The organism is Achromobacter sp. Root83 (assembly GCF_001428845.1).
In the GTDB taxonomy this organism is placed as follows: Bacteria; Pseudomonadota; Gammaproteobacteria; order Burkholderiales; family Burkholderiaceae_B; genus Achromobacter.
On record NZ_LMIU01000026.1, the window covers coordinates 38,529 to 51,019 of the forward strand.

At 66.5% G+C, this 12,491-nt stretch carries 9 protein-coding genes; 6 read left to right on the top strand and 3 right to left on the bottom strand.

The window, feature by feature from the left end:
- Positions 1-93: 93 nt before the first annotated feature.
- Positions 94-1,185 carry a YeiH family protein gene (locus tag ASE30_RS25600; protein ID WP_156407765.1) on the bottom strand — a complete coding sequence of 364 codons (1,092 nt, stop codon included), beginning with the start codon at positions 1,183-1,185 and terminating at the stop codon, positions 94-96.
- Positions 1,186-1,299: 114 nt separating this feature from the next.
- On the opposite strand from ASE30_RS25600, the gene ASE30_RS25605 reads away from it, so the two are divergent.
- Positions 1,300-2,193 carry a LysR family transcriptional regulator gene (locus ASE30_RS25605; protein ID WP_057287099.1) on the top strand — a complete coding sequence of 298 codons (894 nt, stop codon included), beginning with the start codon at positions 1,300-1,302 and terminating at the stop codon, positions 2,191-2,193.
- A gap of 8 nt (positions 2,194-2,201) precedes the next feature.
- Here ASE30_RS25605 and ASE30_RS25610 read toward each other — a convergent pair whose 3' ends face one another.
- Positions 2,202-3,398, bottom strand: a complete 1,197-nt coding sequence (locus tag ASE30_RS25610) for a M20 aminoacylase family protein (RefSeq protein WP_057287100.1) — start codon at positions 3,396-3,398, stop codon at positions 2,202-2,204.
- Positions 3,399-3,474: 76 nt separating this feature from the next.
- Here ASE30_RS25610 and ASE30_RS25615 point away from each other — a divergent pair, with 76 nt between their 5' ends.
- Positions 3,475-5,169, top strand: coding sequence for an AMP-binding protein (locus ASE30_RS25615; RefSeq protein WP_057287101.1), 1,695 nt, complete (start codon positions 3,475-3,477; stop codon positions 5,167-5,169).
- A gap of 22 nt (positions 5,170-5,191) precedes the next feature.
- On the opposite strand, the gene ASE30_RS25620 is transcribed toward ASE30_RS25615, so the two are convergent.
- Positions 5,192-6,067 carry an inositol monophosphatase family protein gene (locus ASE30_RS25620; RefSeq protein WP_057287102.1) on the bottom strand — a complete coding sequence of 292 codons (876 nt, stop codon included), beginning with the start codon at positions 6,065-6,067 and terminating at the stop codon, positions 5,192-5,194.
- Between the two features lie 140 nt (positions 6,068-6,207).
- Between ASE30_RS25620 and mnmD the strand changes: the two genes are divergently transcribed.
- The 4 genes from mnmD (at position 6,208) to ASE30_RS25640 (ending at position 12,490) form a co-directional block, all read left to right on the top strand.
- Positions 6,208-8,079, top strand: a complete 1,872-nt coding sequence (gene mnmD / locus ASE30_RS25625) for a tRNA (5-methylaminomethyl-2-thiouridine)(34)-methyltransferase MnmD (RefSeq protein WP_057287103.1) — start codon at positions 6,208-6,210, stop codon at positions 8,077-8,079.
- 270 nt (positions 8,080-8,349) lie between these two features.
- Entirely contained in the window at positions 8,350-10,575 is a 2,226-nt protein-coding gene (locus tag ASE30_RS25630) for a TIM-barrel domain-containing protein (RefSeq protein WP_057287104.1), read from the top strand.
- Between the two features lie 216 nt (positions 10,576-10,791).
- Complete coding sequence (locus tag ASE30_RS25635; protein ID WP_057287105.1) at positions 10,792-11,880, top strand: methionine ABC transporter ATP-binding protein; 1,089 nt, start codon at positions 10,792-10,794, stop codon at positions 11,878-11,880.
- The gene (locus ASE30_RS25640) at positions 11,837-12,490 is read left to right on the top strand and encodes a methionine ABC transporter permease (RefSeq protein ID WP_057287106.1); all 654 of its coding nucleotides are present in this window, start codon (positions 11,837-11,839) and stop codon (positions 12,488-12,490) included. Before ASE30_RS25635 ends, ASE30_RS25640 begins: the two co-directional genes overlap by 44 nt.
- The last annotated feature ends 1 nt before the right edge of the window (position 12,491 follow it).

Consider the following 12,491-nt stretch of genomic DNA (forward strand, 5'->3'; position numbering starts at 1 on the left):
ACGCAAGGGAACCAGCCGATTATGCAGGAAAAACGAGACAGCGGCGTGCGCGCCAGCGCCCCGCCGCCATGCTCGATGGCGGCGGGGCGTGGATTAGCTGGCGAGCTTCACGATCCCGTAGCCGCCAACCAACAGCCAGGCGTACAGAATCAGGCCCAAAGCCATCACGCGCGGACCGGCCTTTCTGATTTGAGCGAAGCGGGTTTCGATACCCAGCGCGGTCATGGCCATGGTCAATGCGAAGACGTCCAGGCGGCGGACGGCCGCAATGGCGTCGGGCGGGATGATGTTGAGCGAATTGATGATGGCGAGCACCAGGAAGCCGACCGCGAACCAGGGAATGGGCAGCTTGGCGCCTTTTTCCTGGCTGCCCGCCTGGGCGGCCGCGCTGCGCAGGTACATGCCCAGCACCAGCAGAACCGGGACGAGCAGCGCCACGCGGGTCATCTTGACGATGGTGGCGACTTCCGTGGTGGCGGGGTCGATATTGCTGGCGGCGCCGACGACCTGGGCCACTTCATGGATGGTGCCGCCGATATAGATACCGAGCGCCTGGGTGTCGAAATTGAGCCAGCCTGCGTGATAAAGCACGGGGTACAGGAACATGGACAGAGTGCCGAACAGCACCACGGTGGCCACCGCCACCGCGCTCTTGTGGGGGGCGGCGCGCAATGTGGGCTCGAATGCCAGCACGGCGGCCGCGCCGCAGATCGCGCTGCCGGCCGCGGTGAGCATGGCGGTGTCGCGGTCCAGGCCCAGCACGCGCTGGCCGACCACGGTGCCGATCAGAAGGGTACCCAGCACCACCGCCACGGAGACCGCCAAACCGGGCAGGCCGACAGCAGCGATTTGCTGGATGCTGATATTCAGGCCATAGAAGGCGACGGCGATGCGCAGCAGGCGCCGCGCCGTGAAATTCACACCCACGCCCCACCCGGTGGGCATGGTGCCCCGGAGGAAATTGCCGTACAGCATGCCGCAGACGATGCCCACTACCAGCGGCGAAAAGCCCAACTGGCGGATGAAGGGCAGGTCGGCCAGTTGCATCACCGCGCCGGCCATCAGCCCCACGAACAGCACACCGTTGAGCCTGTCGCGCCAGGGCGTCGCGATGGCGGCCGGCGCCGCGGCGGCGGCGGGGCTGGCGGGGAGGGGGACGGCGGCGGTACTGGTGGAGGTGCTCATGACTGGCCCTGTGGGCATATCTAAATAACTAGGCGAAATATTAAATCTTCCAAAAATATTTGAAAAATCTTTAATTTAAATATGTAATATCGGGAATTCTTATATTTAATCGCCATGACACCGGACCAGTTGCTCACCTTTGCCTGTGTCGCCGATACCGGCAACATCAGCCGTGCGGCGCAGGTGCTGAATCTGTCTCAGCCCGCCGTTTCTGGCCAGTTGCGCATGCTGCAGGAGTGGTTTGGCGAACCCTTGTACCGCCGCAGCGGGCATGGCATTGCGCTGACCCTCGCCGGCGAGCGCCTGGCCGAGCAGGCTCGCCAGCTACGCCAGGTCTACCGCCAGGCTCAGGCGGTGCGCGAATCCTGGCGCGGGCTGGAAACGGGCGCGCTGCGCCTGGGCGCCAGCACCACCCCCGCCAGTTATCTGCTGCCGCGCCTGGTGGCGGACTTCCGCCATGCTTTCCCGGCGGTGAGCCTGCACTTGTCCGACGGCAATACGCGCGAAATCGTGGAACGCCTGCCCGCGCTGGACCTGGCGTTCATCGAGGGGGATGTGCCCGCGGGGCTGCCGGCCGATACGGCGGTGCATGCGTGGCGGCAGGACGAGGTGGTGGCAATCGTGCGCGCGGATCACCCGCTGGCGGGTAAAGAGGCGGTGACGCTGCACGATCTGGCCGCATCCGCGCTGGTCATGCGCGAACCTGGTTCAGGCGTGCGCCGGCTGGTGGAGCGCGCTTTCTCGGACGCGGGCCTGGCGCCATCGGTCGGCTTGGAACTGGCCGGCGTCGAGGGCGTGAAGCAGGCCGTGCGGGCGGGGCTGGGGGTGGGCTTTGTGTCCGTCATGTCCATGCGCCACGAGGACGGGGCCTTGGCGGCCTTGCGCCTGGCGCCCAAGCCGCTGACGCGCACCCTGAGCATCCTGGTGCCGCATGCGGACGCCGCCGCCCGCGCCGCCGAACGCTTCCTGGCCATGTGCCTGGCGGTCGGGACAGACGACGGCGGCTAGCCGGTTGATCAGGCCTTGGCCAGCCGCTTGAGCGCCAGTTGAACCCAGTAGGTGCCGCCCAGCGGCAGCAATTCGTCGTTGAAGTCGTAGCTGCCGTTATGCAGCATGCAGGGGCCCAGTCCGTGGCCGCTGTCGCGGTGGTCGCCCGTGCCGTTGCCGATCCAGACGTAACAGCCCGGCAGTTCCTGCAGCATGAAGGCAAAGTCTTCCGCGCCCATGGTCGGCTGCACGTTGGCGTTGACGTTGGCTTCCCCCACGATGTCGCGCAGCACGTCGGCGCAGAATTCGGCTTCGCCGGGGTGGTTGATGGTGGGCGGATAGTTGCGCTGGAACTTGAAGTCCACTTCGCAATCCATGGCCGCGCACGTGTGACGGGAGATCTCTTCCATACGGCGTTCGATCAGGTCCAGCACATCCAGCGTGAAGGTGCGCACCGTGCCGCGCAGTTCGGCGTGGTTGGGCACGACGTTGTCGGCGCTGCCGGCGTGGATCTGCGTGATGCTGAGCACGGCCGCATCCAGCGGATTGCGGTTGCGCGTGATGATGGTCTGCAGCGATTGCGCCAGTTGCACCGCCGCCATGACCGGGTCGACGCCCAGGTTGGGCATGCCGGCGTGCGTGCCCTTGCCTTTCACGGTGATCGAGAATTCATTGCTGGACGCCATGATGGGGCCGGGCGTCAGGCCGAACTGGCCGGGCTTCATGCCGGGCCAGTTGTGCATGCCGAACACCGCTTCCATCGGGAAACGCGTGAACAGGCCGTCGTCGATCATGCGCTTGGCGCCGCCGCCGCCTTCTTCGGCGGGCTGGAAGATCACGTAGACGATGCCGGCGTAATCGCGGTGCTGCGACAGGTATTGCGCCGCGGCCAGCAGCATCGCGGTGTGGCCGTCATGGCCGCAGGCGTGCATCTTGCCGTCGTTCTTGCTGGCGTGCGCGAAGGTGTTGACCTCTTGCATGGGCAGCGCGTCCATGTCGGCGCGCAGGCCGACGGCGCGATCGCCCGGCTGGTTGCCGCGGATGATGCCGACGACGCCCGTCCCGCCCAGCCCCCGATGGATCTCGATGCCCCATTCCTCGAGCTTGGCCGCCACCACGTCGGCGGTGCGGAATTCTTCGAATGCCAGTTCGGGGTGCGCGTGGATGTCCCGGCGGATCTTGGAAATATCGTGATGCCAGGCGACGATGGGTTCAAGGAGTTTCATGGGGAACTCGGGCGGAATATAGGGAACGCAACAAGGGTATCATCAATCAAAAATCTATTTAATGGAGACAAATACCATGACGCGTCCGTGGCTTGCACATTACCCGCAAGGCGTTCCGGCGGAGATCTCCACCGAAGGCTATGCCTCGCTGACCGACCTGCTGGACCGGGCCTGCAAGCAATATGCGCCGCGCATCGCCTGCACGGCGATGGGCAGCGACATCACCTATGCCCAACTCGATGCCCATGGGCGGGCATTCGCGGCCTGGCTGCAAAGCCTGGGCCTGCCCAAAGGCGCGCGGGTGGCGCTGATGATGCCCAACGTGCCGGCCTATCTGGTCGGCATGCTGGGCACGCTGCGGGCGGGCCTGGTCGTCGTGAACGTGAATCCGCTGTACACCCCCGAAGAGCTGCAGCGGCAACTGCTGGACAGCGGCGCGTCGGTCATCGTCATCCTGGAGAATTTCGCGCATACCTTGCAGCGCGTGGCCGACCGCGGCCAGCTCAAGCATATCGTCGTGACCGGTCCCGGCGATCTGCTCGGCGGCCTGAAGGCGCCGCTGGTCAACCTGGGCGCCCGCTATATCAAGAAGATCGTTCCGGCATGGCATATCGACGGCGCGCATTCGCTGCCAAAGATACTGCACGAAGGCGCGCACCTGCCGTTCAACCCGCCATCCCTGTCGATGGATGACGTGGCGGTGCTGCAGTACACGGGCGGCACCACCGGCGTCCCCAAGGGCGCCATGCTGTCGCATCGCAACCTGGTGGCCAACGTGCTGCAAACCGAGGCGGTGGCGCAACCGGTCATCCACGACCTGGCGGACCAGCAGCTCACCATCATCAGCGCGCTGCCGCTGTACCACGTGTTCGCCATGACGGTGTGCGGCCTGTATGCCCTGCATGCGGGGATGCGCAACGTGCTCATCATCAACCCGCGCGACCAGCCTTCGCTGATCAACGCGTGGCGCAAGGTGCCCGTCAACGTGTTCCCCGGCGTCAATACGCTGTTCAACGCGCTGGCGCACAACGAGGAATTCGCCCGACTCGATTTTTCCGGCCTGCGGCTGACCCTCGGCGGCGGGATGGCGGTGCAGCAGCAGGTGGCCGAACGCTGGCTGAAGATCACCGGCCGTCCCTTGATCGAAGGCTACGGACTGTCCGAGACCTCGCCCGTGGCGACGGTGAATCCCACCAACGCGACGGCGTATTCCGGTTCCATCGGCTTGCCCTTGCCGTCCACGGATGTCGCGATCCTGGACGACGCCGGCCACGAAGTGCCGCTGGGCGAGCGCGGCGAAGTCGGCATCCGCGGGCCGCAGGTCATGCTGGGCTATTGGCAGAAGCCCGATGAAACGCGGGATTCGATGACCGCCGACGGGTTTTTCCGCACGGGCGACATCGGCATCATGGACGAGCAAGGCTATACGCGCATCGTGGACCGCAAGAAGGACATGATCGCGGTGTCCGGATTCAAGGTCTATCCGAACGAGGTCGAGGCCGCCGTGGCGCAGCACCCCGGGGTGCTGGAATGCGCGGCCATCGGCGTGCCGGACGAACACTCCGGCGAAGCGGTCAAGGTGTTCGTCGTGAAGAAAGACCCGTCGCTGACCGAGGCGCAGGTGCAGGCGTGGTGCAAGGAAAAACTGACGGGCTACAAGCGTCCGCGCTTCGTGGAGTTCCGCGACGAACTGCCCAAGAGCAACGTGGGCAAGATCCTGCGCCGCGAACTGCGGCCCGATGCGCAGGTGGCCGCGCCCACGCCGCCCTGAGACGAAACGGCGAAAGGGCGCGTCAGCCCTTCTTGTCCAGGTGGGGCGCGATCATCTCGTGCAGCGCGCGTTCGATGGCGGGGTTGCCCGCCACGACGCGCCCGCCGATCGGCCAGGGGTCTTTCCCGTGCATGTCTGAACAGGCGCCGCCCGCCTCGCGCAGAATCAGGGTGCCGGCGGCAACGTCCCAGGGCGCCAGGCCCATTTCCCAATAGCCGTCGTAGCGGCCGCAAGCGGTCCAGGCCAGATCCAGCGCGGCCGCGCCCATGCGGCGCACGCCGCGCGCGCGGTTGATGGCGTCATGCAGCATGGGCATGTACTGCGCGGCAAAAGAGAAATCGCGGAAGGGAAACCCCGTGGCCAGCACGGCGTCTTCGATCGTCTGCGTGCGCGAGCAGGTGATGCGCCGCCCGTTGAGCCAGGCGCCGATTCCATACACCGCGGTGAACAGTTCTTCGCGGCACGGGTCGTAGACCACGCCGATGACCGGCGTGTCTTCCGTCAGGGTCTCGTTCGCGGATATCTGCGTACCGGCCTGCGCGATGAGGGCGATGGACACCGCGTAATGGGGGATGTCGTGTAGGAAATTGGTGGTGCCGTCCAGCGGGTCGATGTACCAGGTGGCAACGCCTTGGACCCTGCCGCCGGTTTCTTCGGCGACGATGCCGAACTTGGGCGTGCGGGTTTTCAGTTCCTGGATGATGGCGGCTTCCGCCTCTCGGTCCGCTTGAGACACAAGATCGTTGCGCGCCTTGCGGTCGATCACGAGATCGGCGCGATGGTGCGCGTAGGATTGCAGAATGGCGGCGCCTGCATGGGCTGCGGTGACGGCCGCGTCGATCGCGGCGCACAGGTCGATGGGCGAGGCCAGCGATTGGGGCTGATCGTAGGTATCCATGAAACCAGTGTAAGCCCATGTATGCGTCAAACCCGTGGCAATGGGCCTAATCCGTGGCGCCGCGTGGCGTCCATCCAACGCGAGGCGGCCCAAGGACCGATAATCCGCGCTTATACCAACTTTGTTTTTTCCTGGACCCCATGTCTGCGACTTACGTTCCCCTGACTCCCGCGGTGGTTGCTCACGATGCGGACGGCAGGCTCTTCAGCCCTGTATATGGCGACGTCTATCACTCGCCTTCAGGGGGGCTGGGGCAGGCCGAGCACGTGTTTCTGCGAGGTAACGGGCTGCCCGGGCGCTGGCGCGGACGGGGCTCGTTCACCGTTTGTGAAACGGGGTTTGGCTTGGGGCTTAACTTCCTGGCGCTGTGGAAAGCCTGGCGCGACGATCCGCAACGGCCGGCGGCCCTGCACGTCGTGTCCCTGGAGGGGCATCCATTCTCGCGCGCGGACCTGGCCGCGCTGCTGACGCGTTATGTGCCCGAGCCGCTGGCGGAACTCGCGGAGCGTCTTGCCGCGCAGTGGCCCGCGCTGCTGCCGGGCCTGCACCGGCTGGAGTTCGAGAACGGCGCGGTCACCTTGACGCTGGGTTTCGGTGACGCGCAGGTTCTGGCGCCCCGCCTGAAGGCGCGCGTGGACGCGTTTTTTCTGGACGGTTTTGCGCCCGAGCGCAATCCCCGGATGTGGGACTTGTCCCTGATGCGCGCCCTTGCCGCATTGGCTGCGCCGGGCGCCACCGTCGCTACCTGGGCATGCACCGGCGCATTGCGCCAGACCTTGCAGGAAGCCGGATTCGATGTGCGGCGCGCGCCCGGCTACGGGGGCAAATGGCATATGACGGCAGGCGTGGCGGGCGCGGAAGGCCGCAGCGCCGCGCCAGCCCCGCGCGCCGTCCAACGCCACGCGGTGGTGGTGGGGGCGGGGCTGGCGGGCGCGGGCATTGCGCAGGCGCTGGCGGGCCGCGGCTGGCGCGTCACCGTGCTGGATGCGGGCAGGGCGCATGGCGCGCCCACGCATGCGGGCCACCTGGCTGCGGCGCTGACGCCCGTCCTGGCGCGCGACGACAATGCTCGCGCGCGCCTGTCGCGGGCGGGCAGCGAGCGGGCCCTGGCGCGTTGGCAAGGCTTGCCGGGGGGCGCGGCGCCCCGGGTGTGCGGCACGGTTCAGGTGGAGCGCGACGCGGGCCGTTCGGCGGCGCTGGCCGGCACCCTGGAGGCCCTGGCCTTTCCGGCGGAATGGGTGCGCCAGGTGGACCGCGACGAAGCCAGTGCATTGGCCGGTCTGCCAGTGGCGCGCGGTGGCGCATTCTTTGCGCAGGGCATGCTGGTGCAGCCTGGCCTGCTGATCGAGGCCCTGCTGGCGACCGCCGGCGTGGCGGTGTTGCCGGGCGAGGTGGCGCGCGTCGTCCCGGCGGGGCAAGGCTGGAGCGCGCGGGACGCCTCCGGCGCCGAACTGGCGCGGGCGGATACCGTGATCCTCGCCAATGCGGCCGGCGCCCGCGGGGTGTTGTCGGATAGCGGCCTGCTTGGCCCCTTGCCCAGGGTGGCGCAGATGCATGCGCTGGCGGGGGAGGTCACGCTGGTGCCGGCGGCGGCGCTGGGGGGCGGACCCCGCTGCATCGTGGGCGGCGAAGGCTATCTGCTGCCCGACGTGGGCGCGGGTTGCGTTGTCGGCAGCACCTACGTGCACGACGCGGCCGAAGCGCGGATCGGGGTTGAAGGCCAGCGCGTCACCCTGGGCAAGGCCGCCGGGCTGCTGAGCGGCCCATTGCCGGACTTCGACGCGCTGGTTCCCGGCAGCCTGCCTGGCTGGGCGGGATGGCGCGCCGTGCTGCCCGGCCGCCTGCCGGCCGTGGGTGAATTGCCGCATGCGCCGGGACTGTGGCTGGCAGCCGGGTATGCCTCGCGCGGGCTGTCATGGTCGGCGCTGATGGGCGATCTGATCGCGGCGGACCTTTCGGGCGAACCATCGCCGCTGGAAACCGATCTGGCCCAACTTATTTCACCGCGATGAAAAAAAAATGGGCGCACACCAGAGCACCCAGACCGGGTGGCGTAGAATTGCAGGAAATGCCAGGATTTGGCGCCAATAGGCCGTAATTGGCTTCAGAGTTGGCGTTTCGGCGACTCGGCGGCGACTACGCAGCCGGGGGCTTGCCGAGGGCTTTATGCCCCTTTTATGGATGAGATTGCCGTCCAAAAGAGGGACCGAGTTTATTTCAAAGCCCAAATCCGTCAAAATAGCGTCTTTTGATGGTTTTTGGCTTAAGCCGGGGGATGCTCTGTGCCGCCCAAGTTCGACTTTGCCCATACTACCCAGCTCGATAATATCGAGCTGCTGACGTCCCGCCCCAGTCGCATCGATTTCGACGCGGGCGATGGGTTGCACCTGGTAGTCGAGGCGCATGCGCCTGGTGTTTTTCGCCTGCGCTGCGGCGAGGCGAACCACTTCAATGATGACAAGCCCGGCGCGCGTGCGCGCGCCGTGGCCGAGATGCTGCTCGCGCGCCAAGAGGCCGTGAGCGAGGCCGCCATCGCGCCCCGCGAAGGCGGGGATGGCTGGCGGATCACCCAGGGCGACGTTGCCCTCGAGATCCAGACCGGCCCCGTGCGCGTGGCGTTATACCGCAACGACGAGCGGGTGTTCGAGTCCGAGGTTTCCACGCATACGCCCGCATTCGGGCACAACGCGCTGGACCAGGCCGACGACGCCGTCTGGACGGCGGGCTTCACCCTGCAGGCCGACGAACGCGTCTTCGGCCTGGGCGAAACGCCGGGCGACCTGAACCGCCGCGAGGAATCCGTCGTGTCGGACGATCCCGAGCATCGCGCCTTGCCGCTGGCATGGAGCCCGCGCGGTTGGGGGGTTTATACCAACACGATGCGCCGAGTCGAACATTCCGTGGGCGTCGCGCCCGCGGATTCGGCCTATGTGCTGACCGTGGACGACGCCGTCCTCGATCTCTTCCTGTTCGCTGGCGAACCCGCTGAAATCCTGAACCAGTACACCGCGCTGACCGGCCGTGCCGGGCAGCCCGTGTTGTGGGCGATGGGCGCGTGGCTGCAGCAGGCCGCGGGCGAGATGCCGACGCAGACGGTGGCCCTGGTGGCGCGCATGCGCGAAAACCAGATCCCCGTGGACGCCGTGACGCTGGCGCAGCCGGCGGCTTGGGGTTTCCAGGCCGACAAGACGGTTTTTGAATGGGACGCTCAGCGCTTCCCGGACGCCAAGCAGATGCTGGCCCTGTTCCACAAGCACAACGTGCATGTCGCGGCCTCCGGTTTTCCGGGCGTGCTCAAGACCAGCCCGCTGTTCGAGGAACTGGAAGACCGCGGCTGGCTGCTGGCCAAGGACGACGGTTCCGCCCAGGTGTTCGACGGCAACGCCGCCACGTCCGGGCAGCCGTATGGCCTGCTGGACCTGACCTACCGCGACATCTACAACCTGTGGGTGGAACGCCACCGCCAGCTCGTGGAAGACGGCCTGGACGCGCCCGCTTGCGACGCGCAGATCGCCATCCCCGATGGCGTGACGGCCCGCAATGGTGAAACCGGCCCCGCGCTGCGCACCATGTATCCCTTGCTCGTGCGCCGCGCGCTGTTCGACGCGGTCGCCGGCCTGAAGGTGCCGCCGGAAGGCGTGGTGCCCAGTTCCGACCTGTTCCCGGCCGCACAGCGGCTGCCGTGGCAGGTGGGACCTCAGGCTGAAAACACCTGGGCCGGGCTGCGCCACACCTTGCGCACGTCGCTGTCGATCGGCGCCAGTGGCGTACCGGTGCAGGTGCATGGCATCGGTTCGGCCCTGGGCGACCGTTCGGGCATGACGTCCGAGCTGTACCTGCGCTGGCTGACCGTGGGCGTGTTTTCGGCCAATTTTTCCTTCCAGGGCGTGGAAGGCCTGATGCCTTGGGATTTCGGTGACGAGACCCTGGGCCAGGTCCGGACCTGGATGCAGTGGCGCTATCGCCTGGTGCCCTATGTACTGGGCGCCATCGAGGACTCGGCGCGTACCGGCTTGCCGGTGCAGCGTTCCATGGCCCTGTCGTTCCCGAACGATCCGCACGCCCATGAATGGGACCTGCAATACCTGCTGGGCCCGGCCCTGCTGGTGGCGCCGGTGACCGAGCCCGGCAATCAGGTGCGCGTGTACCTGCCCAAGGGCGAGGCCTGGTGGGACTTGAACACGGGGCATCGCTACGAAGGCGGCACCACCTGGACAATCGACTGCGAACTGGGCCAGTTCCCGGTTTTCGGCCGCGAAGGGCACATGCTCTGTCTGGGGCCCGCCGCGCAGCATACGGGCGAGTTCAACTCGGCCCGTATCCTGGACGAGGTCTGGATGTTCGGCATGCCTGTGCATAACCCGGTCGTCATGCGCAACAAGATCCGCGTGATGCAGATGCAGGGTTCGAGCTACATCAAGGGTCTGGAAGGGCTGCGGATTTCGCCGTCCGAAGGACTGGAAGTCAAGCGTCGCGGAGCGGAAGTCCGCATCTCCCGCGCGCGCTGAACCCGGCAGGGCCGCTTGCCGGCCGCTGTCGCGAAAAGGGCGGTCAGGAAGGCTCTCCTTCCAGGCCGCCCTTTGTGTCTTCTGCCTGAATGCGGATTGCGCGAAGCGTCGCGCGATGTTCCGGGCCGCCCGCGATGTTTTATATTACTTGTAGTTATTAAAAATGAAAGAAACAGTCGTTCTCTTTAGAAGAGAAAAGATACAAAATCGCTTGCCATGATTCACATCGAGAACCTATCCAAGACCTATGCCACGCCGCATGGAGAATTCCAGGCGCTGCGAGGCATCAACCTGCATATCGAGCAGGGCGAGGTCTTCGGCATCATCGGCCCCAGCGGGGCCGGTAAAAGCACGCTGGTCCAGTGCATCAACCTGCTGGAACGCCCGAACGAAGGCACGATCGCCATTGGCGGCCAGGCCTTGACCGGCCTGAACGAAGCGCAGTTGCGCGGCCAGCGCCGCCGCATCGGCATGGTGTTCCAGGGCTTCAACCTGTTGTCGCGCCGCACCGTGTACGGCAATGTCGCCTTGCCGCTGGAAATAGCGGGCGTGTCGAAAGCCGAGATTCCGGCGCGCGTGGAGCGCCTGCTTGCGCTGGTGGGCCTGGAACACCTGCGCGACCGCTATCCCAGCCAGATCAGCGGCGGCCAGAAGCAGCGCGTGGGCATCGCCCGCGCCCTGGCCAACAAGCCGGACGTCCTGCTCAGCGACGAAGCCACCTCCGCGCTGGACCCGGAAACCACCCACAACATCCTGGCCTTGCTGCGAGACATCAATCGCAAGACCGGCGTGACCGTGGTCATGATCACCCACCAGATGGAAGTCGTGCGCGAAGTCTGCGACCGCGTCGCCGTGCTGTCGCAGGGCGAAGTGGTTGAAATCGGCAGCACCCGCGAGGTGTTCGCCCAACCGCGCCACGAAGTGACGCGCGGCATGGTGTCGGCGGCCACCGCATCCGACCTCACCGACGCCACGCTGGCCGCCGTGAAGGCGCGCATCGAAACGCTGGCCGCCGCCAAGCCCGGCCAGGCCGTGCGCCTGCTGCGCCTGTCGTTGACCGGCACGGACGCGTCGGGGGCATTCCTGTCCGACCTGTCCAGGCAGTTTTCCCTGGACGTGGGCCTGGTGCAGGCCCGCGTCGAAGACATCCAGGGCGTGGCCGTGGGCACGATGTTCGTGCTGGCACAAGGCGCGCCCGCCGCGGTCAAGGACGCAATTGCCGCCCTGGCCGCCCGTGACATTACCGTTGAAGAAATAGCTCATGAGTCCGCAACTGATCGATCTGCTTATTACGTCGCTGCTTGACACCCTGCTGATGGTGGGTGTGGCCAGCGCCATCGCGGTGGTCATCGGCATTCCGCTGGGCGTCACGCTGACGGTGACGGCGCGCGGCAACATGCTCGAAAACCAGCCCGTGAATCACGTGCTGGGCGCGGTGATCAACGCCACCCGTTCGGTGCCCTTCGTGATCCTGATGGTCGCGATCATTCCGTTCACGCGCCTGGTCGCGCAGACCTCCATCGGCACCACCGCCGCCATCGTGCCCTTGTCGGTCGCGGCGATTCCCTTCATGGCGCGCATCGCTGAAAACGCCATGCGCGAGGTGGATCCCGGATTGATCACCGCCGCGCGCGCCATGGGCGCATCGCCGATGCAGATCATCATGAAGGTGCTGCTGCCCGAAGCCTTGCCGGGCCTGATCGCCGCCACCATCGTCACCGTCGTCAGCCTGATCGGTTATTCGGCCATGGCCGGCGCCATCGGCGGCGGGGGACTGGGCGACCTGGCCATCCGCTACGGCTACCAGCGTTTCCAATCAGACGTCATGGCCGCGGTCGTGATCGTGCTGATCGTATTGGTCCAGGCGATCCAGAGCCTTGGCGACCGCTTCGTGCGCCGCATGTCGCATCGCTGAT

Coding starts and splice junctions, on each gene's coding strand:
- ASE30_RS25605 (WP_057287099.1), top strand. CDS start 1,300: ATGACACCGGACCAGTTGCTCACCTTTGCCTGTGTCGCCGATACCGGC.
- mnmD (WP_057287103.1), top strand. CDS start 6,208: ATGTCTGCGACTTACGTTCCCCTGACTCCCGCGGTGGTTGCTCACGAT.
- ASE30_RS25615 (WP_057287101.1), top strand. CDS start 3,475: ATGACGCGTCCGTGGCTTGCACATTACCCGCAAGGCGTTCCGGCGGAG.
- ASE30_RS25600 (WP_156407765.1), bottom strand. CDS start 1,185: ATGAGCACCTCCACCAGTACCGCCGCCGTCCCCCTCCCCGCCAGCCCC.
- ASE30_RS25640 (WP_057287106.1), top strand. CDS start 11,837: ATGAGTCCGCAACTGATCGATCTGCTTATTACGTCGCTGCTTGACACC.
- ASE30_RS25620 (WP_057287102.1), bottom strand. CDS start 6,067: ATGGATACCTACGATCAGCCCCAATCGCTGGCCTCGCCCATCGACCTG.
- ASE30_RS25635 (WP_057287105.1), top strand. CDS start 10,792: ATGATTCACATCGAGAACCTATCCAAGACCTATGCCACGCCGCATGGA.
- ASE30_RS25610 (WP_057287100.1), bottom strand. CDS start 3,398: ATGAAACTCCTTGAACCCATCGTCGCCTGGCATCACGATATTTCCAAG.